The sequence below is a fragment of the Rhodococcus sp. AQ5-07 genome (assembly GCF_009707305.1).
GTDB lineage: Bacteria > Actinomycetota > Actinomycetes > Mycobacteriales > Mycobacteriaceae > Rhodococcus_F > Rhodococcus_F erythropolis.
In genome coordinates, this window is the sequence record NZ_CP046099.1 from 2,538,699 (window position 1) to 2,560,986 (window position 22,288).

At 62.6% G+C, this 22,288-nt stretch carries 21 protein-coding genes and 3 tRNA genes; 16 read left to right on the forward strand and 8 right to left on the reverse strand.

The features are described 5' to 3' along the window. Positions 1-25 precede the first annotated feature (25 nt). Positions 26-1,159, reverse strand: a complete 1,134-nt coding sequence (locus GJB56_RS11650) for a ferredoxin reductase (RefSeq protein WP_020970014.1) — start codon at positions 1,157-1,159, stop codon at positions 26-28. Between the two features lie 168 nt (positions 1,160-1,327). On the opposite strand from GJB56_RS11650, the gene GJB56_RS11655 reads away from it, so the two are divergent. The 3 genes from GJB56_RS11655 to GJB56_RS11665 all read left to right on the forward strand — a co-directional run bounded on the left by GJB56_RS11655 (position 1,328) and on the right by GJB56_RS11665 (position 3,795). Then, positions 1,328-2,023 (forward strand): TetR family transcriptional regulator, encoded by a 696-nt coding sequence (locus GJB56_RS11655; RefSeq protein WP_003945327.1) that lies wholly within the window; start codon positions 1,328-1,330, stop codon positions 2,021-2,023. 35 nt (positions 2,024-2,058) lie between these two features. Continuing rightward, positions 2,059-2,898 carry an alpha/beta fold hydrolase gene (locus GJB56_RS11660; protein ID WP_003945355.1) on the forward strand — a complete coding sequence of 280 codons (840 nt, stop codon included), beginning with the start codon at positions 2,059-2,061 and terminating at the stop codon, positions 2,896-2,898. Positions 2,899-2,973: 75 nt separating this feature from the next. Continuing rightward, positions 2,974-3,795: an acyl-CoA thioesterase gene (locus tag GJB56_RS11665; protein ID WP_113684226.1), complete on the forward strand. Its 822-nt coding sequence runs from the start codon at positions 2,974-2,976 to the stop codon at positions 3,793-3,795. On the opposite strand, the gene GJB56_RS11670 is transcribed toward GJB56_RS11665, so the two are convergent. Beyond that, the gene (locus tag GJB56_RS11670) at positions 3,785-5,146 is read right to left on the reverse strand and encodes an MFS transporter (RefSeq protein ID WP_046378786.1); all 1,362 of its coding nucleotides are present in this window, start codon (positions 5,144-5,146) and stop codon (positions 3,785-3,787) included. The genes GJB56_RS11665 and GJB56_RS11670 overlap by 11 nt on opposite strands. Before the next feature lie 129 nt (positions 5,147-5,275). On the opposite strand from GJB56_RS11670, the gene GJB56_RS11675 reads away from it, so the two are divergent. From GJB56_RS11675 to lysA, 5 genes are all read left to right on the forward strand, one after another. After that, complete coding sequence (locus GJB56_RS11675; RefSeq protein ID WP_019749131.1) at positions 5,276-5,890, forward strand: PadR family transcriptional regulator; 615 nt, start codon at positions 5,276-5,278, stop codon at positions 5,888-5,890. Then, entirely contained in the window at positions 5,887-7,917 is a 2,031-nt protein-coding gene (locus GJB56_RS11680; RefSeq protein ID WP_020970017.1) for an NADPH-dependent 2,4-dienoyl-CoA reductase, read from the forward strand. Before GJB56_RS11675 ends, GJB56_RS11680 begins: the two co-directional genes overlap by 4 nt. 19 nt (positions 7,918-7,936) lie before the next feature. Continuing rightward, positions 7,937-8,740 carry a mycolate reductase gene (gene cmrA / locus GJB56_RS11685; protein ID WP_019749133.1) on the forward strand — a complete coding sequence of 268 codons (804 nt, stop codon included), beginning with the start codon at positions 7,937-7,939 and terminating at the stop codon, positions 8,738-8,740. A gap of 135 nt (positions 8,741-8,875) precedes the next feature. Then, positions 8,876-9,349, forward strand: coding sequence for a hypothetical protein (locus GJB56_RS11690; protein WP_230091175.1), 474 nt, complete (start codon positions 8,876-8,878; stop codon positions 9,347-9,349). Between the two features lie 135 nt (positions 9,350-9,484). Continuing rightward, positions 9,485-10,828: a diaminopimelate decarboxylase gene (lysA, locus tag GJB56_RS11695; protein ID WP_113684225.1), complete on the forward strand. Its 1,344-nt coding sequence runs from the start codon at positions 9,485-9,487 to the stop codon at positions 10,826-10,828. A 19-nt stretch (positions 10,829-10,847) separates the two neighbouring features. Here lysA and GJB56_RS11700 read toward each other — a convergent pair whose 3' ends face one another. Then, positions 10,848-12,587 carry a helicase HerA-like domain-containing protein gene (locus tag GJB56_RS11700; RefSeq protein WP_019749136.1) on the reverse strand — a complete coding sequence of 580 codons (1,740 nt, stop codon included), beginning with the start codon at positions 12,585-12,587 and terminating at the stop codon, positions 10,848-10,850. A gap of 120 nt (positions 12,588-12,707) precedes the next feature. Here GJB56_RS11700 and orn point away from each other — a divergent pair, with 120 nt between their 5' ends. Beyond that, positions 12,708-13,307 (forward strand): oligoribonuclease, encoded by a 600-nt coding sequence (gene orn / locus GJB56_RS11705; protein WP_024487359.1) that lies wholly within the window; start codon positions 12,708-12,710, stop codon positions 13,305-13,307. An 84-nt stretch (positions 13,308-13,391) separates the two neighbouring features. Beyond that, positions 13,392-13,464: transfer RNA gene (locus GJB56_RS11710), tRNA-His, on the forward strand. Positions 13,465-13,696: 232 nt separating this feature from the next. On the opposite strand, the gene GJB56_RS11715 is transcribed toward GJB56_RS11710, so the two are convergent. Further along, positions 13,697-14,107 (reverse strand): MerR family transcriptional regulator, encoded by a 411-nt coding sequence (locus GJB56_RS11715; RefSeq protein WP_113684223.1) that lies wholly within the window; start codon positions 14,105-14,107, stop codon positions 13,697-13,699. A gap of 55 nt (positions 14,108-14,162) precedes the next feature. Here GJB56_RS11715 and GJB56_RS11720 point away from each other — a divergent pair, with 55 nt between their 5' ends. Next, positions 14,163-15,125, forward strand: a complete 963-nt coding sequence (locus tag GJB56_RS11720) for an oxidoreductase (RefSeq protein WP_113684222.1) — start codon at positions 14,163-14,165, stop codon at positions 15,123-15,125. 134 nt (positions 15,126-15,259) lie between these two features. On the opposite strand, the gene GJB56_RS11725 is transcribed toward GJB56_RS11720, so the two are convergent. Continuing rightward, positions 15,260-16,468, reverse strand: coding sequence for a L,D-transpeptidase (locus GJB56_RS11725; RefSeq protein WP_019749139.1), 1,209 nt, complete (start codon positions 16,466-16,468; stop codon positions 15,260-15,262). Positions 16,469-16,797: 329 nt separating this feature from the next. Here GJB56_RS11725 and GJB56_RS11730 point away from each other — a divergent pair. The 3 genes from GJB56_RS11730 (at position 16,798) to GJB56_RS11740 (ending at position 18,578) form a co-directional block, all read left to right on the forward strand. Continuing rightward, a tRNA-Lys gene (locus tag GJB56_RS11730) sits at positions 16,798-16,870 on the forward strand. Positions 16,871-16,981: 111 nt separating this feature from the next. Then, the gene (locus tag GJB56_RS11735; RefSeq protein WP_113684221.1) at positions 16,982-18,412 is read left to right on the forward strand and encodes an amidase; all 1,431 of its coding nucleotides are present in this window, start codon (positions 16,982-16,984) and stop codon (positions 18,410-18,412) included. 93 nt (positions 18,413-18,505) lie between these two features. After that, positions 18,506-18,578, forward strand: a tRNA-Lys gene (locus GJB56_RS11740). Between the two features lie 66 nt (positions 18,579-18,644). On the opposite strand, the gene GJB56_RS11745 is transcribed toward GJB56_RS11740, so the two are convergent. After that, positions 18,645-18,866 (reverse strand): DUF3618 domain-containing protein, encoded by a 222-nt coding sequence (locus GJB56_RS11745; protein ID WP_003945299.1) that lies wholly within the window; start codon positions 18,864-18,866, stop codon positions 18,645-18,647. Positions 18,867-19,011: 145 nt separating this feature from the next. On the opposite strand from GJB56_RS11745, the gene bcp reads away from it, so the two are divergent. Further along, entirely contained in the window at positions 19,012-19,485 is a 474-nt protein-coding gene (gene bcp / locus GJB56_RS11750; RefSeq protein ID WP_019749140.1) for a thioredoxin-dependent thiol peroxidase, read from the forward strand. On the opposite strand, the gene GJB56_RS11755 is transcribed toward bcp, so the two are convergent. Continuing rightward, positions 19,482-20,831, reverse strand: coding sequence for a dipeptidase (locus GJB56_RS11755; RefSeq protein WP_113684220.1), 1,350 nt, complete (start codon positions 20,829-20,831; stop codon positions 19,482-19,484). The two genes, bcp and GJB56_RS11755, sit on opposite strands and share 4 nt — an antisense overlap. Before the next feature lie 290 nt (positions 20,832-21,121). Here GJB56_RS11755 and GJB56_RS11760 point away from each other — a divergent pair, with 290 nt between their 5' ends. Then, a complete protein-coding gene (locus tag GJB56_RS11760) occupies positions 21,122-21,823 on the forward strand; it encodes a TetR family transcriptional regulator (RefSeq protein ID WP_019749142.1) in 702 nt (233 codons plus the stop codon). A 58-nt stretch (positions 21,824-21,881) separates the two neighbouring features. Here GJB56_RS11760 and acpS read toward each other — a convergent pair whose 3' ends face one another. Next, a complete protein-coding gene (acpS, locus tag GJB56_RS11765; RefSeq protein WP_020970027.1) occupies positions 21,882-22,280 on the reverse strand; it encodes a holo-ACP synthase AcpS in 399 nt (132 codons plus the stop codon). Positions 22,281-22,288 lie beyond the last annotated feature (8 nt).

The window sequence follows — 22,288 nt, forward strand, 5'->3', positions numbered from 1 at the left end:
AGACAGTCGTGTGGAAAATGGGACTTCAGATGTCGACGGTGACGTCGCCGACGGGAGCGCTGACGCACAGCTGGATCTTCTTGTCCGGCTCGTCGTCTGTCTCACCGGTGCGCACGTTTCGGGTACGACCCGCCTTCTTGACGGAGGTGCAGGAGAAGCAGATTCCCATCCGGCATCCGTATTCGGGATTGAGGCCCGCAGCTTCTGCTTGTTCGAGAAGTGTTTCGCCGGAGTTCTCGGCCGCCACCCCACTTTTGGTGAATGACACCTCGCCGCCGGCCTCACCCGGCTCGGCCACCGCCGGCGCGAACTCCTCGGTATTGAGCAAGTGCTCGACGTCGAGCTCACGGAACACCTCACGCACTCCCCGCATCAGACCGGGAGGCCCGCAGAGATAAGCCTGGGCGTCGATCGTGTCCGGATCGGCGATCCACGGAGCCACGGCGTCGAGGTGCCCGCGATCGAAGAAACCTTCGAGGTCACCTCCACCGCTTTCGGTGTACACGAGTACCAGTTTCACGTTCGGGTTCTGCTCGGCGATGGTCTTCAGCGCGCGCGTGTATGCCACGTCGGCATCGGTGTTCGCGTAGTGCACGAACACGATCTCGCCCGAGTGCTCCTCCTCCACCAGCGTCCGAAGCATCGACATGACCGGGGTGATTCCACTGCCGCCACTGATCAACAACACCCGACGCGGGCGGTCGACGGGAAGGGAGAACACACCGTCTGCCTGCGAGAGGCTGACAACGAGTCCGGGCGCCGCGTTGGCGTACAGATACTGCGACACCAGGCCACCGGGATGCGCTTTCACGGTGAGCTCGATCAGCCCGCTGCGCGTAGACGCGCCGCCGGCCGGCGAGTAGCAGCGAGTGTGACGAACACCGTCGATCACCACGCCCAACTGCACGAACTGGCCCGCCTGAAAACCGCGCCACTGGCGAGTCGGGCGCAGCGTCAGAGTGACGGAGTCAGCGGTCGGATGATCGACGGCGACAACCTGCGCGCGGATGTCACGAACGGTCGCCATCGGGTTGACCAACTCGAGGTACCGATCGATCTGATGTGGAGCAGCCATGGCTTCGATCAGTCCCACCAAGGACAGTCCGCGCCGAGGTGTGGACTTCGGTGTCGTGTTCTCAGGAGCAGATGCGATTGTCATGACCCTCCTCGTACTTCGGTTGCCGGGTGTATCGATTGCTGGGCTAGCTTCCCCCGACGGCGTGAATTCAGTGTACAAATGTTCACCGAAGATAGTGTGACAGGTGCACACAAGTACATGTCAACAAGAATGTGATCCGAGTTACACGAGTTGCCGAAAGGAGCCGGAATGCCTGTACCTACACTCGACGTCGTGACGAAGGCCGGACCGGTGAACCCAGAGCGCAGGGAACCCGACAACAGGGAACCGGAAAGTCGTGCCGCAAAGAAGGAACGCACACGCCAAGCGCTCCTGGACACTGCCATGGACCTCTCGGCCGATCGCGGCTTCGCCGGAATCAGCTTGCGAGAGGTAGCCAGGGAAGCCGGGATCGTTCCGACGGCGTTCTACCGCCACTTCGCTTCACTGGAGGACGTCGGTGTCGTCCTCGTCGAAGAGAGCATGCGCATGTTGCGCCAGATGCTGCGCGACGCAAGGCGTAATCCCAGCACCAAGGACGCCGCTACGTCACTGGGCATCCTTGTGCGACAAGTGCATACACACGAGCGACAGTTTCGGTTCCTCTGCCGCGAACGCTACAGCGGCGTCAGTGAGGTACGACGTGCGATAGCCACTGAAATGCGGTTGTTCGTCAGCGAACTGACCATCGACCTCTCCAGAATTGCCGGACTGGAAAGCTGGTCGTCGGACGATCTGGAAATGGCTGCCGACCTGATCGTCTCGACGATGTTCAGCGCTGTCGTCGAACTGCTGGACGCCGGGACGGCCGGGTATCGCGACGAAGCCGCCGTCATCACACGAGCCGAGAAGCAACTGCGAGTCATCATGCTCGGAATGGCCACCTGGAATCCACCTCGAAACTGACCTCGGGTTCACCTTTTCGACGTACGGTGAGAGTCATGTCTTCCACGAGTACATACGAAATCCCCGTTGGCGACCTCACCTTCGACGTACTGATCTCGGGCCCGGACGACGGCATTCCGCTGGTAGCGCTGCACGGCTTCCCGGAGAGCGCCGCATCCTGGGGCAAGGTCACACCACTGCTCACCGCGGCGGGATACCGTGTGATCGCACCGAATCAGCGCGGATACTCCGCCGGCGCGCGCCCCGAAGGGGTGGATGCCTACAAGATCGAGCATCTGGTAGCCGACGTCGTCGGATTGCTCGACGCACTCGGCCTGTCCGACGCGCATCTGGTCGGCCACGACTGGGGTTCGGCGGTCGCCTGGCAGGTCGCCGGTCGCCATCCGAACCGGATCCGCAGCCTGACAGCCATCTCGGTCCCCCACCCCACCGCCTTCGGTTGGGCACTCCGCGAGGACGAGGACCAGAAGCAACGCTCGTCGTACATCGGACTTCTCCGACAGGAGGGCAAAGCCGAGGAAGTGTTGTCGGAGGACAACTTCCGCCGGCTGCGCGCCATGTTCGACGGCCAGATCGATCCTGAATTCGCCGACGAGCACATTCGTGTCCTGAGCGGGGAGGGCGCGCTCACCGGCGCCTTGAACTGGTACCGCGCGATGACTCGCGACTTCGGCGACATCGATCGCACCACCGTGCCGACCACGTATGTCTGGAGCACCGGCGACACAGCGCTCGGCCGCGCAGGCGCAGAACGCTGTGGTGAATTCGTGGACGCTCCCTACGAGTTCGTCGTGCTCGACGGCGGAAGTCACTGGATTCCGGAAGAGCGAGCCGAAGAGTTGGCCGAGGCAATCCTCGCACGTGCAGGATCCTGATCGTCGCGACGAATTCGGCTCTATGTATGTTGTCATACATAGAGCCGAATTGATTCCACCACCAGGAGTTCTGCGATGACCGAGACCGTTGCACCACCCCATCCGTTCGACACCGCTGTCGGATTGACGCCACTCACCGCCGGCTTGTCGACCGGCGAAACCAATCCGGCGTACAACAACATGGTCGGGCCGTTCGGCGGCGTCACCGCTGCCACGTTGCTCGAATCTGTACTGAAGCACCCCGAACGCCTCGGCGATCCGCTGTCGTTGACCGTCAACTTTGCCGGCCCGATCACCGAGGGCGCCTTCGAGATCTCCGCCCGGCCGGTGCGTACCAACCGCTCGACGCAGCACTGGTCCATCGAACTATCTCAGGACGGGACCGTCGCCACTACCGCGACGGCAGTGTTCGGTACCATGCGTGAAACCTGGTCGTCGACCGAGATCACGATGCCGAAGGTTCCATCGGCCGAAGACGTTGCGCTGCTGCCGTTCCCCGAGTTCATCGCCTGGGCACAGAACTACGAGATGCGCTTTGTCGAAGGTGCGATCCCCGACCTGGAGTCGGGCGAGCATCCCGACTCGACCACGACACTCTGGGTGCGCGATCAACCGGCACGCGCTCTCGACTTCACGTCGCTGACCGCACTGTGCGATGTCTTCTTCCCACGAGTCTTCTTGCGCCGAGGCAAGATGGCTCCGGCCGGAACGGTCTCGATGACCATCTACTTCCACGCCGACGCTCAGACGCTGACCGAACAGGCAGACAATTCCGTCCTGGGAACGGCGCGGACCCAACGGTTCGGCAACGGGTACTTCGATCAGTCGGCCGAAATTTGGGGCAGTGACGGCGCATTGCTCGCTACGACACACCAGTTGGTCTACTTCAAGGATTGACGGGGATCGCACTGTCCCCTTCCGGCGCCTTCACCATCGACAATGCGGCAAGGCCGACGCCGAGAACCACCAGCAGTCCGATGATGCCGGCACGGTCTGCACCGAAGAGCCAAGCGAACAGGCCGAACAGTGTCGGCGCCAAGAACGACACTGCTCGGCCTGTGGTCGCATACAGGCCGAACATCTGACCTTCACGCCCAGGCGGGGTGATGCGTGCCAAGAAGGTTCGTGCCGAAGACTGAGCGGGCCCGACGAACAGGCAGAGCGCGAGACCGAAGATCCAGAACATCACCGGCCCGGACACCGCGATCAATATCGCGCCGACCACGATCATCGACGCCAGCGACACGGTGATGACCTGTTTGGGTCCGATCCGATCGTCGAAGCGTCCGGCCACCAATGCACCGATTGCGGAAATCACGTTGGCGGCAACACCGAACAGCAGGACGTCGGCCGCACTGATTCCGTAGACGTTGACAGCCAACACGGCTCCGAAGGTGAACACGCCCGCCAGACCGTCACGAAAGAGTGCGCTCGCGATCAGGTACCAGATCGTGCGCCTGTCGACGTTCCAGAGTTCGCGCAGATCGCGCCACAACACCCGATAGGAGTCGAGGAACCCGGCCTTGGACGCTCCCGGATCGACCGCGGGGCTGGGCAACTCGGGAACCTTGAAGAACACCGGAATCGCGAAGACCGCGAACCACACTGCAGCCAGCAGTGCCACCATCCGGATGTTCATGCCGCCGTCGGTGGTCAATCCCAGGAATCCCCGAGTGTCGCCGTCGCCGACGATGAACCCGAAGTAACACAGCAACAGCAGCACGATTCCGCCGAAATATCCCATGGCCCAGCCGAAGCCGGAGACTCGTCCCAGATTCTCCGGTGTCGACACCTGCCGCATCATGGCGTTGTACGGCACGCCGGCCAGTTCGAAAATCACCGAACCGATTGCGAGCAGAACCAATCCGAGCCACAGGTAGCGGTAGTTGTCCTCGACGAAATAGAGACCCGCCATCGAGAGCACGGTGATGCCGGTGAGTATCGCGAGCGAGAGTTTGCGTTTACCCGACGCATCGAAACGCTGTCCGGTGATCGGGGCGAGTATCGCGATGAAGAAGCCGGCGATTCCGAGAGCCCAACTGAGCCACGTAGTTGCCGAAATCGTGCCGGGCAGGTCGTCGCCGACCGCGTCGGTGAGATAGACCGAGAAGACGAACGTGAGGATCACGGCGTTGAATGCTGCCGATCCCCAATCCCACAGCCCCCACGCGAACACTTGACTCTTCGTGGCCGCACCACCGATGCCTGCGGGTGGCTCGGCCTGCATGCTCGTGGACTCGGCGCTCATACGGCGAAGCCTAACTGCGCGCGGGCGACTCGGCGCCTCTCTCCGAGAGTCGACATACAAGACGTTCTATGCACCCAAGTTAGTACGCACTTAGTTGCATACGCACCTGAGTGCATAGATACTTTTTCCATGGCACTCGAACATGCGTTGCTCGTCTCCCTGTCCGAACAGGATGCGTCGGGATACGACCTCACACGCCGGTTCGACAAGTCGATCGGCTTCTTCCACAGCGCGACGCACCAGCAGATCTACCGAGTCCTCAAGCGAATGGACGAGGCAGGCTGGGTGGAGGTGGAGGCCATCGCGCAGGACGGCCGCCCGGACAAGAAGATGTACCGCGTCAGCGATGCCGGCCGCGCCGAACTGACCCGATGGATCGCCGAGCCGTCCGAACCGAACCACCTGCGCAACGAGTTGGCCATCAAGATCAGGGCAGCAGCGCACGCCGATCTCCCCGCTCTACGCCGCGAAGTCGCTCGCCACCGCGACGGCCACGCCGCCCGCCTCGACGTCTACCGACTCATCGAAAAGCGTGACTTCCCCAATCCAGCAGCACTTTCCGGCTCTTCACTGCACCAGTACCTGGTACTTCGCGGCGGTATCCGCGTCGAAGAAGGATTCACCGACTGGTGCCAGGAAGTTCTGGACGCATTGCCCACTGGCGAGTACGCCATCGAAGACACTGGCGAGTACGCCATCGAAGACACTGGCGAGTACGCCACGGAAGGACATCTTCAGTCATGACGGATACGCAGTTCCCCCGCCTACTCGAACCGCTCGACCTCGGATTCACGACGCTGAAGAACCGCGTCGTCATGGGATCGATCCACACCGGCCTCGAAGATCGCGCGAAGGACACCGACCGCTTGGCGGAGTACTTCGCCGAACGTGCTCGTGGCGGTGTCGGCTTGATCATCACCGGCGGCTACGCGCCCAACCGCACCGGTTGGCTCTTGCCCTTCGGTGCCAAGCTGACCAACCGCATCGAAGCGCGCCGTCACCGCCGGATCACCAAGGCGGTTCACGACGCGGGCGGAAAGATCGCCATGCAGATCCTGCACGCCGGCCGCTACAGCTACCAGCCTTTCAGTGTCTCCGCGTCGTCGATCAAGGCGCCCATCAACCCGTTCCGTCCGCGCAAGCTGACCGGCCGTGGGGTGCGTTGGCAGATCCGCAACTACGTTCGCTGCGCGCGCCTGGCCAAGTCCGCGGGTTACGACGGCGTCGAAATCATGGGCGGTGAGGGCTACTTCATCAACCAGTTCCTCTGCGAGCGCACGAACAAGCGCACCGACCAGTGGGGCGGCAGTTCCGAGAACCGTCGACGCATGGCAGTCGAAATCGTGCGACGCACACGCAAGGCTGTCGGCCCGAACTTCATCATCGTGTTCCGGCTGTCGATGGCAGACCTGGTCGAGGGCGGTCAGACCTGGGATGAAATCGTCTCACTGGCAAAGGAAGTCGAAGCCGCCGGCGCCACGATCATCAACACCGACATCGGGTGGCACGAGTCACGGGTGCCCACCATCGTCACCTCGGTTCCCCGAGCAGCCTTCGTCGACATAACAGGCAAGCTCGAGAAGCACGTCGACATTCCGGTAGCCGCCTCGAATCGGATCAACATGCCCGAGACCGCCGAAGAGATCCTCAACCGCGGTGACGCACAATTGATTTCGATGGCCAGGCCGATGCTCGCCGATCCTGACTGGGTAAACAAGGCCGAGAGAGGAGCGTCCGACGAGATCAACACGTGCATTGCCTGCAACCAGGCCTGCCTCGACCACGCCTTCGTTCACAAGCAGGTCTCCTGCCTGCTCAACCCGCGCGCGGGCCGCGAAACCACACTGATCCTCTCCCCCACTCGGCGGACCAAGAACCTCGCCGTCGTCGGTGCCGGTCCTGCCGGACTTTCCGCAGCACTCAATCTTGCTCAGCGTGGTCATTCGGTCACGTTGTTCGAGGCTTCGGACAAGATCGGCGGACAGTTCGGGATCGCACAGCTCATTCCGGGTAAGGAAGAGTTCGCCGAAACCATTCGCTACTACACCCGCATGCTGGACGTGGCCGGAGTGACGGTCAAGCTCGAAACCCGCGTCACACCGACAGATCTCATCGGATCCTTCGACGAAGTGGTGGTTGCCACCGGCGTGACGCCGCGCGTTCCCAAGATCCCCGGCATCGAGAACTCGAAGGTGCTGACCTACGCCGAGGTCGTCCGAGAGGGCAAGCCCGTCGGCAAGTCCGTCGCCGTCATCGGCGCCGGCGGCATCGGCGTCGACGTGAGCGAATTCCTCACGCACCCCACTTCCCCCACTCTTCATCTCAAGGAGTGGAAGCAGGAATGGGGCGTCACCGAACCCGAAATGGCCCCGGGCGCTCTAACCACTCCGGTACCGGAGCTCTCCGAGCGGGAGGTCTACCTCCTCCAACGCAAGCCAGGACGCATCGGCGCCGGCCTCGCGAAGACCACCGGCTGGGTCCATCGGGCGGCCCTCAAGAACAAGGGCGTCCACGAGCTCTCGGGCGTCAACTACGAGCGCATCGACGACGCCGGCCTGCACATCACCTTCGGTGAGAAGCACGAGAAGCCCCGACTCCTCGAGGTCGACACCATCGTCATCTGCGCCGGGCAGGAGTCGGTTCGCGATCTCGTGGACGAACTGACCGTCGCGGGCGTGGTGACCCACATCATCGGCGGCGCCGACGTGGCAGGAGAACTCGACGCCAAGCGTGCCATCGAACAGGGCACACGACTGGCCGCGAAGATCTGACCGGCTACGCTGACTGATCGTGAGCCTGCCGACACCCACAACCACAGCCCGCGCCGTAGTGACCGGCGCCTCCTCCGGCATCGGAGAGGCACTGGCCGCTGATCTGGCATCACGCGGACATTCCCTGATCCTCGTTGCCCGTCGTGGCGAGGTCATGGAGGTCCTCGCCGAGAAGCTTCGCGCCGCGCACGGCGTCGAGGTGGAGGTCCGTGCATCGGACCTCTCCGACAGCGCGGCGCGTGCCGTTCTGGTCGAGGAACTCGGTGGCCGCGACATCAGCATCCTGTGCAACAACGCCGGTATCGCCACCTTCGGGCCGATCGCCGAGCTGGACCCGGCATACGAGCGCGACCAGGTCGAGCTCAACGCCGTTGCAGTGCACGATCTCACGCTGGCCGTGCTGCCCGGCATGCTCGCACGCAAGTCCGGAGCCATCCTGATGGTCGGGTCCGCGGCCGGAAACATGCCGATCCCCAACAATGCGACGTACGCCGCCACGAAGGCGTTCGTGAACACCTTCGCGGAATCGTTGCGAGGTGAACTCAAGGGCACCGGAGTGAACGTCACCCTGCTCGCCCCAGGCCCCGTACGCACCGAAACCCCGGACCCGGCCGAAGCGTCGATCGTCGACAAGCTCGTCCCGGACTTCTTCTGGATCTCGAGCGAGTACACCGCCAAGGTCTCGCTCGACGGCCTGGCCGAGAACAAGATGCGCGTCGTACCGGGCATCTTGAGCAAGGCGATGTCCGTCGCGGGCGGTTACAGCCCGCGTGCCGTCGTTGCGCCCATCGTGGGCACGTTCTACAAGAAGCTCGGCGGCTGATTCACGCAAACTTCTCAGAGCAGGCCGTAGCAGACCATATAGTCGGTTAATGGCGATGCGAAGAACACTGGCAGTCGGGGCAATCCTTCTTTTGACCGGAGGGTTGCCCTTACTGCTGCCCACGGCAGCGAATGCATGTTCGTGCGCATCATCGGCTACCCGGAAGAAGCCGTGAGCGTCTCCAGCACCGTTTTCCTCGGGACTCCGACGGAGAAAACTTCGGACGGGTTCGAGGACACCTACCTGTTCGACGTCAGCCGGGTCTACAAAGGCGATCTGGCATCGGCGACGTCGGTGGGGACACTCGCGAACGGGAACGGTTGTGGCACAAGCTACGTGCTCGGCACCGAGCAGCTGATGTTCGTTTCTGCGCCGTACGACGTCGACGCCGAGCACGAGGGGCACAGCTGCGGGCCGGCTACCGAAACCGGGTTCGACATCCAAGCTGCGGTCGAGTCCGTGTACGGCGCCGGTTACGCCCCGAGTGCCGGCGGAACTCCGTCCGTTGGTGTGTCCGCCGACCGATCGACGGTCATCGGCGGAGGCGCCGCGGTGGCATTGCTCGCGGTGCTCGGTTGGTTCGGATGGAAGCGCCGGCGAGCACAGTAAGTCGAGGACGTCAGGGCCGCGTCAACCTCGTTCGGCGGCGCGTCAAGTAAGCGTCAAGATCCGCCCCACCGGTGATCTTCGGGAGTAGATCTGAAGGTAGCCCGCAACACGGCGGGTCACCTTCAGGAGATCGACGTGACGCTACTCGAAATCTTCCCCTCCCTACGCGGCGCAATGACACCGCGTATGGATCCTGCGTTGTGGCCCATCAGTACTCGCCACGACCACAGCGGGCGTGTCTGCATCGGCGACGTCTCCCTCGAAGAGATCGCGGACCAGTACGGCACACCGACGTACGTCGTCGACGAGGCGGACGTGCGGCACCGCTGCCGCACGTATCGAGAGATCTTCCCCGACTCGGAGATCGTGTACGCCGGCAAGGCACTGATGATTCGAGCGATGGCTACCTGGGTCTCCGACGAGGGACTCGGGGTGGATGTCTGTTCCGCCGGTGAACTCGCCGTCGCGCTTGCCGCGGGCGTGGACCCCCACCGAATCATCCTGCACGGCAATGCCAAATCGGTTTCCGAACTGAGGGCGGCGGTCAACGCGGGTGTCGGCCGGATCGTCCTCGACTCCCCCAGCGAAGCGGTACGGCTCGCGTCGGTGTGTACCCACCGACAGAAGGTGTTGATCAGAGTCACACCCGGCATCGACATACACGGACACAAGGCAGTGTCCACAGGCATCTTGGACCAAAAGTTCGGCCTACCAGCGTTTTCCGAAGAACTGGAACGTACGGTATCCGTCGTCGCCAACGCGACGCACCTACAACTCATCGGCCTGCATTGCCATCTCGGCTCCCAGATCACCGATCCCGAACTCTTCCGCCCCGCGATCGAGACGATGATCGCACAGATGGACGACATACGACGCACGTATCGAATCATCCTCACCGAACTCGATCTCGGCGGTGGCCATGGGATCGCATACATGCCGGGAGACGCCCAACTGGATCTGACCCGCCTCGCTCACGTCATCGACGAAACTCTCGACGACGCGTGCACCCGAAACCGCTTCCCTCGCCCCGAAATCGTGCTCGAGCCTGGCCGAGCGATCGCCGCGCGTGCCGGAGTCACGCTCTATCGCGTACAGAACATCAAGTCGATCAGCGGCGGTCGAACCTTCGTTTCCGTCGACGGTGGGATGAGCGACAACCCTCGGGTGTCGTTGTACGACAGCCACTACGACGTCGAATTGGTGAACCGGCATTCGAGCGCACCGCTCCAGGAAGTCACCGTCGCCGGGCGGCACTGCGAATCGGGCGACGAAATCGCCGTCGGAGCAAGGCTTCCCGCCGACCTACATGAAGGTGACGTGTTGGCAGTGCCGTGTACGGGCGCATACCACCACAGCATGGCCTCCACCTACAACAGCGTCGGCCGGCCGCCGGTCGTCGCTGTGCTGGGCGGGATTGCGCGGCCGTTGATCAGGCGTGAATCGATCAACGACCTATTGGCCCGCGAGGTCGGAATCTGACCTCGCGGGCGCCTAAGCCTCAGCGCTTGCGACGGCTACCGGTACCGAAGATGTTTCGCGAAATCTCCCGCCCTGCAGCCGAAGCCGCAGAACGCAGGAAGCTCTTCACGGCCGAGTTACCCAAGATCTGCTCGGCGATGTTGGGGCCCTCAGGTTCGGCCGGCGGCGGTGGCGGCAGATCGGGCAGCGACGGAAGATCCACGGACTGATCCGCCGTCGGAGCACCGGCCACCTTGGCCGTCAACTTTTCGTACGCCGACTCGCGGTCGATGGTCTGGCCGTACTTCTGATTCAGCGGACTCGACGACGCTGCCGCCTTGATCGCGTCGTTGCCGATGGTGTCCATCAGCGACCTCGGAGGACGAATCTTGGTCCAGGCCACCGGCGTCGGCGCACCCTTTTCCGAAAGCACGGTCACGATGGCTTCACCGATGCCGAGTGAAGTCAGTGCCTTTTCCAGGTCGTAGTGCTCGGTCTTCGGGTAGGTACGAACGGTCTTGTTGAGCGCCTTCTGATCGTCGGGCGTGAATGCGCGTAGGGCGTGCTGGACGCGCGCGCCCAACTGTGACAGCACCGAATTGGGAATGTCGGTCGGAAGTTGCGTGCAGAAGAACACGCCGACGCCCTTGGAGCGAATCAGCTTGACCGTCTGTTCGACCTGCTGCAGGAAGGCCTTCGACGCGTCCGCGAACAGAAGGTGCGCCTCGTCGAAGATGAACACCAGCTTCGGCTTGTCCAGATCTCCCTCTTCGGGCAGCGTCTGGAACAGGTCCGCGAGCACCCACATCAGGAAGGTGGAGAACATTGCCGGACGCGCGGCCTGGGCACCGAGTTCGAACAGCGTGATCACACCGGCACCGCCGACGACACGCAGCAGGTCCTCGGTTTCGAGTTCCGGTTCGCCGAAGAAGGTGTCACCGCCGTCGGCTTCGAGGTTGACCAACGCGCGCAGAATCACTCCCGCCGTCGCGGAGGAAACTCCGCCGATACCCTTCAGATCCGCCTTGCCCTCAGCGCTCGTCAGGTGGGCGATGACCGAACGCAGATCCTTGAGGTCCAGCAGGGCCAGGCCCTGAGTGTCGGCCCAGTGGAAGATCAGTCCGAGAGTCGATTCCTGGGTCTCGTTGAGGCCCAACACTTTGCTGAGCAGGATCGGCCCGAAACTGGTGATGGTCGCGCGCACCGGGATACCGATTCCGTCAGTACCCAACGACAAGAACTCGACTGGCATCCCAGCGGGAGTCCACGAATCGTCGCCCGTCTCGACTGCGCGAGCCTTCATCTTCTCGCTCGGATCCCCCGCCTTCGACAGACCCGAGAGATCGCCCTTGACGTCGGCCATCACTACCGGCACACCCGCGGCGGACAGCTGCTCGGCGATGCCCTGCAACGTCTTGGTCTTGCCGGTACCCGTCGCACCGGCAATCAGACCGTGACGGTTGATCGTCGCCAACGGAATCCGCACCCGCGCGGTGGGATCTGCCACTCCGTCGATCACCACCGAGCCGAGCTCGAGTGCCCGCCCCTCGGATGAATAGCCCGCCGCGATTTCAGCTGCAGCACCCGACGGCGCCTGAGCAGCGGGGGTGGCTCCGGCCGATGCTTCGGCTTCAGCGGCAGCCGCTTCCTTCTCGGCTTCCTCAGCTGCCGCAGCGGCTTCAGCTGCAATCCGAGCGGCTTCGGCAGCGGCAGCCTTGGCAGCTTTCGCCTTCTCCGCCGGCGTCAGCGGCGCGGCTCCGTCCTTCGGATCCACGGTCATCGAAAAGCCCTCCTCGTTGCAATGCGGCGAAGTTCTTGTCATCACCCGAACGCCGTCTTGCACACGTCGAGTTTCCACCGCAGACCTTATCCCGCGCCCGCGCGCACTACTGTGTTCCTGGTGCAGGACAAATTGGTATGGATCGATTGTGAAATGACCGGGCTGCGACTCGAGTCGGACAAACTCATCGAGATTGCGGCTCTGGTGACCGACAGCGACTTGAACATCTTGGGCGAAGGTGTGGACATCGTCATCCACGCCGACGACGACGCATTGGCTGCGATGCCCGACGTCGTGAAGAAGATGCACGCGAAGTCGGGACTGACCGAAGAGGTTCGTAAGTCGACGGTCACCCTCGCCGAGGCGGAGAAAGAGGTGCTCGCGTACATCCGCAAGCACGTTCCCGTCGCCGGTACGGCTCCCCTGGCAGGTAATTCCATCGCCACCGACCGCGGATTCATCTCGCGTGACATGACGGCGCTGGACACATACCTGCACTACCGGATGATCGATGTCAGCTCCATCAAGGAACTCTCCCGCCGCTGGTACCCGAGAATCTACTTCGGCCAGCCCGAAAAAGGTCTCGCCCACCGGGCACTCGCCGACATCAAGGAATCCATCCGCGAACTCAAGTACTACCGCGGCACTGCATTCGTCGCGGCGCCCGGACCGTCGAGCGCGGAGATCGCAGCCGTCGTAGAGGGCTTGGGTCCCGCCTGACCTGCCGATTGGCTTCCTGACCGACTTTCGCGCTAGTATCTCTTTCGTCAAAGCAGCCGGGTCAAACCGGTGGCCGAGGCAATGGTGGGCGTAGTTCAGTTGGTAGAGCACCAGGTTGTGATCCTGGCTGTCGCGGGTTCGAGTCCCGTCGCTCACCCAAGCGGAACCCCCGAAGATGTCGAAAGACATTTTCGGGGGTTCTTTTGGTTTGTGCGCCGGCCCCAATCCCCCCCTTCCACAGCCGGGGGGCGACCGCGACAAATCGCCCGCTCCCGAGCAACCCGTGCCCGGGCCGAGCGAACGTACCTCTCGTCGCCTCAGAGAGACCGAAAGCCACTTTCGCTCACATCGGGGTAGCTGGAAATCGCCGCAAATGGCCCAGCCGTCGATCACTCGGGCGACAGTTGCGGCTCCCAGACACCTGCGACGGTCCCCTCGCGAACGTGTCGCTCGTATGCCGAAACCTTGTCGTGGATGACGGTCAGGTTGTCCTGCAGCGCAGAGATCCTGGATCGAATCAACACCTCATGCTTTTGTAGAAGTGAAAGCCGTTCCTTCTCGTTTCCCGGCCCTGACCTGACGAGTGCGGCGAATTCGCGGATCGTTGCGATCGGCATACCCGAGTCTCGGAATCGATTGCACAGCTTCAACCAAGCGACATCGTTTTCGGCGTAGACCCGACGCCCACCTGCCGAGCGCGCAACCTCGTGAACGAGCAATTCCTCACGTTCGAAGTATCGAAGGGAATCGATGCTGATTCCGGTCTCGACAGCTACGTCACCGATTGATAGTTCACGCATTGCCCGTCTACCTTTCCTTGACCTGGAGTGCACTCCAGATTTTACGGTCGCGGCCATGAATTCCATTCAGCGCAAAATCAACACCGGATTCTCCCGAATCTCCACTGCCGACGACGTACTTGCCGGACAAGATTTAACCGGCACAACTGCTTTGGTCACTGGCGGGTACTCCGGACTCGGATACGAAATTTCGCGGTCACTTTCTTCGGTCGGCGCGCGAGTTGTAGTTCTTGCCCGCCGACCAGAACAGGCACGGAGCGAGGTGGCCGACCTTCCGGGTATCGAAGTGCGAGCGTGCGACCTGTCGGACCCGAGCAGTGTCAGATCGTGTGCGCGAGAAATTCTCGAATCCCGGATCACTCCGGACATCATCATCTGCAATGCGGGGGTCATGGCCTGCCCGGAACTCCGTGTCGGCTCCGGCTGGGAATCACAATTCGCGATCAATCACCTCGGGCACTTTGTACTGGTGAACCTGCTGGTGCCAGCAATGCCCGCAAACGGTTCTCGCGTAGTCGCTGTCTCGTCGGCGGGACATTTTCTGTCGGGAGTGCGTTGGGATGACATACATTTCCGCAACGGTTACGACCGCTGGCTTGCGTACGGTCAAGCCAAGACTGCAATTGCTCTATTCGCTGTACAGCTGGCGAGCTCCGGTGCTTCACGCGGCATCACTGCGTTCTCCGTCCATCCCGGGAGCATCCTCACTCCCCTTCAACGTCACTTCTCTGCATCGGAGAAACACGATCTCGGATGGACGACGTCGAATGGCGACGCCGTGCCGGGATTCAAGACTCCCTCCCAGGGCGCCGCTACAACGGTGTGGGCAGCGACGGCACCGATACTCGCCGATCACTCCGGCGCGTACCTCCAGGACTGCAACATCGCGGACGTCGCGCAGACTGATGACATGAGCGTCGGCGGCGTGAAGCCTTGGGCTACCGATCGCGACGACGCACGCAGATTGTGGGCACTGTCCGCTGAAATGACCGGAGTGGACGCCTTCGGTCGACGCTGACGCCGAGCGAACGTACCTCCCGTCGCCTCAGATAGACCGAGAGGCACTTTCGCTCACAAAAGGATTACAGATGCAGAAATGCCCCCAACCGGACGGTCGGGGGCATTCTGACGTTCAGTGCTTCAGGGACGCACTCAGACGTCCGCGTTGCCGGTCTTCCAGACGCTCCAGGGAATGTTCCAGTCACCGAGGCCGTCGGTGCCGGAGAGCGTTCCGCCGACGGTGTTCTTGACGACGACGATGTCCCCGCGCTTGGTGTTGTCGTAGACCCACTTGGCGTTGGACGGGCTCAGGTTGAGGCAGCCGTGACTGGTGTTGGAGTAGCCCTGCTGCCCGACCGACCACGGCGCCGAGTGGAAGAAGATGCCGCTGTAGGACATTCGGGTCGCCCAGTCGACGGGGGTCTTGTAACCCTGCGCCGAGGTGACCGGGACGCCGTACGTGGACGAGTCCATGATCATGTTCGCGAAGCGGTCACCGATGATGTAGACGCCGTTGTCGGTGGGAGTGCTGTCCTTGCCCATGGAGGTGGGCATGGTCATGACGGTCTCACCGTTGACCTGGAAAGTGACCTGCTTGGTGTTGTCGTCCGCCGTGGCGATGACGGCATCACCGATGGTGAAGGAACTCTTCGCGTCTTCCTGCCCGAAGACTCCCTTGCCGAGATTGCGCCCGTACACGTTGACGCTCACGTCGACCTTGGTGCCGGGTGCCCAGTAGTTCTCCGGACGCCAACGGACCTCACGATTGTTGACCCAGTAGAACGCACCTTCGACGGTCGGAGTCGTGGTGACGGTGATCGCAGCTTCGGCAGCCTTGCGATCGGGGATGTTCTCGTCGAACTGCACCGCGATGGGCTGACCGATGCCGACCACGTCGCCCTCGTTCGGCAAGACATACGGCTTCGTGACGTTGCCGGGTGCGCTGGTGGTGAAGGACGTGACCGTCGTACTGGCGCCGCCCAATCCGAATGCGCGGGCCTCGATTTTGTACTTGCGGTTGTAGCCGAGCGGTTCGGTGGTCGTCCACGACGCACCGTCGGCAGCAATCGCGCCGGCAACTGCCTTGCCGTCCTGATTGACCATCGTCACGTCGGACAGGGCGCCGTCAGCGACGTTGATCTTGACCGGGTCGCCCGGCGAGAAGCCGACAGCGCCGTCGGCGGCGGTCGAGGTGAGCTTCGGCTTGATGAGTTCGGTGAGCGGATTGGAATCGATCGGCGCCGATCCCTCGGTGCTGACGTCCTTGCCACCCGACGTGCACGCGGTGACCAGAACGAGCGCACCGAGAGACACCGCGATCATCGCCGCACTCTTCGACACTCGACCGTTCCCCCCGCGCACGGACAGACCCCACCTTTGACGACTCATCGTTCGACTCCGCTTCACAATTTCTCCGACTAACTTCCGCATCACATGCGAATCCCACTTACCGGAAGGCAAGTGGGACTTGCGGTATGACTGCGCTGCACCAATGATGCCAGGCGCGCTCGTTACCAACGGTCATGAAGGGCCACGCCGTCAGTAACGTTCAAGTATCAATCGCTCCGAACCGTCCGTTTTGTTACCGCTTTCAGCGGATTTCCTCCGATTGGACTACGGCAGCGAGGCCGCCACCTGGCGATTTGCTCCCGAACCGGCGATTCGGCTAATGTTCTGTCTCGCAAGAGCGAGCGCCTATAGCTCAGTTGGTAGAGCAAGTGACTCTTAATCACTGGGTCCGGGGTTCGAGTCCCTGTGGGCGCACTTGCAAAGGTCCCCACCTTCTTCGGAAGGTGGGGATTTTTCTTTGTGGCTTGGTGGACAGGTCGTGGTGAATAGACTTCACAGTTACCGGAACCACGGCCTGGAGGTCTGATGACTGAGCGCGAATTCACGCCCGGCGGCGAACTGGCATTTGCCGGGGTGGCAGGTCAGGCAGCTCTGATCCGGTCCGGAGCTTTGTCCGCCCGCGAACTCACCGAGACCACACTTCGCCGTATCGAGCGCCTCGATTCGACGCTCAACGCATTTGTACGAGTTCTCGCGGACGAAGCACTCGACGAGGCGACACGGCTCGATCAACGTCAGGCCGACGGCAAAACCCTGGGCCCACTGCACGGAGTCCCGATTGCAATCAAGGACGAGAACGACGTCGCCGGAACGCCGACGACGTACGGCGGTGCGGCAGCAACGCGCATCGCATCGGCCGATTCAGAGGTTGTCCGTCGGTTGCGCGAAGCGGGTGCGGTGATCGTCGGCAAGACGACCATGCCCGAGTTCGGCATCTGGCCCTTCACCGAGACTGCCGCAAACGGATACATGAGAAACCCTTGGGACACCGGCATATCCACCGGCGGATCGAGCGGAGGATCTGCGTCGGCCGTCGCGTCGGGAATGGTCGCGGCGGCAATAGGCGGCGACGGCGGCGGTTCCATACGATTGCCTTCGGCGTTCTGCGGGTTGTTCGGACTCAAGCCGCAACGCGGTCGGGTGAGCACCGCGCCGAACCGAAACCTCTGGCGCGGACTCGGCACACTCGGGCCTCTCACTCGTTCGGTCGAGGACAGCGCGCTCGTATACGACGCAATCACCGGTACCACCGAGATCGACGACTACACGGCCGAAACGCTCCGAACCAGCTTTGCCGACGCGGCCGTGTCGGCACCCGGGCCGCTTCGCATCGCGGTGTCCACCCGGAGTCCGGTCCGGGGCGTCCGTCCGTCAGCGGAGATCGTTGCCGCGGTGCTCTCGATCGCAGAGATGTTGAGCGTGTTGGGACATCACGTCGAAGAACATGATCCCGAGTACCCGGATGCCACTGCCGCTTTTCTCCCGCAGGTGCTCGGCGGTGTCCGCGACGAAGCGCTTCGTGTCGATCATCCAGCGCTTCTCGAGAAGCGCACGCGAGCGCTCGCCTCGATCGGCCGGATAGCTGCACCCGCGCGCGTCGGTAAATTCGCCTACCGCAAAGGTGAGCGAATTGCAGCGACGGTCAACCAGGTCTTCGACACCTTCGACCTGGTCCTGATGCCGACGACGCCCGCGCTGCCACGCCCGATCGGACAACTCGAAGGAACCGGCCTTCTGTCCGCAGTCCGCAAGGCGTTGCCGATCGCCGCCTACTGTTCTATCTGGAATGTCTGCGGCAACCCGGCGGCCGCGGTACCCGCCGGCTTCTCCGAACATGGACTCCCCCTGAGCGTCCAACTGGTTGCGCGCAGCGGTGGCGAATCGGCGATTCTCGCCGTCGCACAGCAGTTGGAAAGCACCGTCCGCTGGCCGGATTCACGCCCGCCACACTCGTGAATTCCGGAAGCGATGTAACCATCGTCACCACGATGAACACGCGTTTTGCAAACTCCTGAGCCTGTCGGCTAATGTTCTGTCTCGCAAGAGCGAGCGCCTATAGCTCAGTTGGTAGAGCAAGTGACTCTTAATCACTGGGTCCGGGGTTCGAGTCCCTGTGGGCGCACTTGCAAGAAGGCCCCCACCTCACCAGGTGGGGGCCTTCTTCATGTGCTGCCTTCGAAAACTCGGGTCAGCGAATGATCTTCCGGACCACGAGTAGTCCCACCACGGAACCAACTGCGATCAGCGCGTACTTCACTGCCGGCTCGTTGAGCTTGGCGAGCACCGTCTTCTTGGTGTTCTCGACCAGCCGCTTCGGGTTGGTGCGGACCGTCAGTTCGTCGAGTGTGCTCGCGAGCTGGTTACGCGCCTTCTCGATCTCGCGTTCGATGCTCTCGGTGTCCCTGGGCACGTGTCCTCCAACTTGTCTGTGTTCTGCTGCTCTGTGTGCGGGTCTGCTGTGCGGACGCAGCGCGCCGACACTTCGCTCTACCGTAGAGGAGCAGAATGCCCTCGCGCCCACCTGCCGCGCAATTTCTCGACTAACCTCGATTCCCGTGACCGAGAACAGTAGATTGTCCGCCGGCGACGTCGCGCCGGATTTCACGCTCCCAGACGCCGACGGCAACGAGGTTTCGCTTCACGATTACCGCGGCCGCAAGGTCATCGTGTACTTCTACCCCGCGGCCAGCACCCCGGGGTGCACCAAGCAGGCCTGCGACTTCCGCGACAGCCTCGCCGAATTGAACGGCGCCGGGCTGGAGGTCGTCGGAATCTCGCCGGACAAGCCAGCAAAACTCGCGAAGTTCCGCGATACCGAAGAGCTGACCTTCCCGCTGCTCTCCGACCCCGAGAAGGCGACGCTCGAAGCCTGGGGCGCATTCGGAGAGAAGAAGATGTACGGCAAGACGGTCCAGGGCGTCATCCGCTCGACGTTCCTCGTTGACGAGGAAGGCAAGATCGAGGTGGCCCAGTACAACGTCCGGGCCACCGGCCATGTCGCCAAGCTACGACGCGATCTATCCGTCTAACTCCCGTACCTGCTCAAGAACAGCGCCTCCGCGAAAGCGAGATTCTCGATCTCCGACGGGTCGACGCTTTCGTCAGGTGCATGAATGCGGCACTGCGGTTCCTCGACGCCGATCAACGCGATCTCCGCGTCGGGGAACTGCTCGGCCAACGCACTGCACAGCGGAATCGATCCCCCTTGGCCGGCAAACCCCACTTCGCGGCCGTAGGCATCGGTCAGCGCAGACTTCAGCTGCGCGAAACCCGCTCCTTCCGTCGAGGACGAGAACGGTGATCCCGTCGATTCCGGTACGACCTCGATGTGGACGCCCCACGGCGCCGCTGCGCGGAGGTGGTCAGTCAACAACTTCTGTGCCTGCGCCGGATCCGTGCCAGGCGGGACACGAAGATTCAGGCGTGCGGATGCACGGGGCGTGATTGCCGCCGCAGAACCCACGACCGGCGGGCAGTCGATACCCAGGATGGTCAGCGCCGGACGAGCCCACACCTGCTCGGCGACCGAACCGGAACCAGTCAGCTGTACCCCTTCGGGTACCCCGGCGTCGGAGCGGAACTGATCGCCGTCGTAACTGACTCCCTCCCACTCCTGGTCGTTGGTCAAGCCTTCGACAGTGGTGTTTCCGGCGCCGTCGTGCAGCGTCGAGAGAATGTGCACCAGCGCGGTGATCGCATCGGGTGCCGGTCCACCGAAGACACCGGAGTGAATCTCACCCTCGAGCGTCGACACGTGGACCACCACGTTGGCGATCCCGCGCAGTGATGTCGTGATCGTCGGCTCCCCCACCTCGGTGTTGCCGGTATCGGCGATCAGGATCATGTCGGCCGCAAAAAGTTCGGGCCGCTCTCGCACCAGATCCTCGAGACCGCCAGTGCCCATCTCCTCGGATCCTTCGGCGACGATCGTCAGATGTGCGCTCGGATCCACACCGGCAGCGGCGAGCGCTCGCAGAGCTGTCAGATGCATGACGACGTTGCCCTTGCAGTCGGAAGCGCCGCGTCCGTACCACCGTCCACCCCGCTCGGTGAGTGTGAAAGGCGGCGAGCCCCAGAGCTCTTCGTTTCCCGGCGGCTGAACGTCGTAGTGGCAGTACAGCAGAACGGTCGGAGCACCGTCTGGACCTGGTCGACGACCGACGACGGCGGCCGAGCCGTCGGGGGTCTCGATCGCCTCGATATCGGCGAAACCCTGATCGCGGAATGCCTCCAGGACCCAATGTGCCGCGGCCGCGCATTCTTCCGGCGGGTACTGCCGTGCATCTGCGACGGACTTCATCGCCACAAGTGCACTCAGATCCTCATGGGCACGCGGCATGAGTTCACGTACCGCGGTTCGCAGTTCTTCCGTCATCGTCTCCCTCTCCTCGGCATCGAACCTCGGTGTGCCCGAAGAATCTCAGTGTGCCCGAATCGGGCGTAGGGAGTCGGCAGGATCGCCGTTGCGCCACACCGCGCAGCAACCTCTTCAGCTACTGGACAGGTGGTCACCTAGTATCGAGGTGTGGCAACAGCATCGGGACTCGTGTGCGCGCACCTGCGCGGTGCGTTTCGACCGATCACGACCGCCGAAGTAGGTGGCCGATGACACCGGATAATGCACAAGTCCCAAATTCGACAGAAAACACCGATAGCCTGGAAGACGTGCAGCCCACGACTCGTAACCGCGCGCGGCGACGAGTCGACCCAGCACTGGAGAATCCTCAGAGCCTCGAAGAACCGCAGGAACTGCTGCCGCGCAAGCGTCCGACGCAAGAGCGCAGCCAGCGTAAATTCGACGCACTCCTGGCAGCGTCACGGGAACTCCTCACCGATGTCGGTTTCGAATCGTTCACCTGCGAAGAGGTCGCGGCACGTGCTGACGTCCCGATCGGGACGCTCTACCAATTCTTCGCGAACAAGTACGTCATCGTGTGCGAATTGAACCGCCAGGACCTCGTCGGGGTCCAGCACGAGCTTGCGCAGTTCGGCGGCGAAGTACCCTCGCTCGACTGGTTGCGGTTCCTGAACAGTTTCGTCGATCACATGGCCGGACTGTGGACGTCCGATCCATCGCGCCGCGAGGTCTGGCTGGCGATGCAGTCGACGCCGTCCACGCGGGCCACCGGAGTCATTCACGAAAAGCAATTCGCCGAGACCGTAGCGAAAATGCTCGGTCCGTTGACGCCTCGTACGCGGCGAGATCGTCGCCTGATGATGGCGGAAGTTCTTGTCCACGTGGTGTATTCGATGCTCAATTTCTCGGTTCAGGACGGTCAGTCGCATGCCGACGCCGTCGCCGAACTGAAAAGGTTGATGATCGCGTATCTCCTCGTCGCCGAGAAGGAATCCCGCACGAAGGACTAGTCGAACGACAAAGAGCCGGTCTCCCCTTGGGAGACCGGCTCTTTCGTGTCCGGCAGTGCTACTCCGGGTCGGATTCGATGACCGCGAAAGCGCCCGCCATGTCCCCGTCGTGGGTGAGCGAGATATGAATTTTCACTCCGGTGAGGTGTTTGGCCACGTCACCGCGAAGCCGGATGCCCGGGCGACCCCAGGCGTCCGAGATGACCTCGATCTGATTGTGGATCATCTCCCCCAGCACCGGCGGGCTGGCGAAGAGAGCAGTTGACCATGCCTTGATCACTGCTTCCTTCGCTGCCCACCGGGCGGCGAAATGTCGTGCCGGTTCGGAGCTCCGGGTAGCGGCGTCTCGACGCTCGCCCGGTGTGAAGTTGTCGAGCATTGCCGTTCCCGGCCTGTTCAATTGCTCGGCGAACTCCGACACCGTCACGAGGTCGAAGCCGATACCCAGAACTCCCATACCGTGAT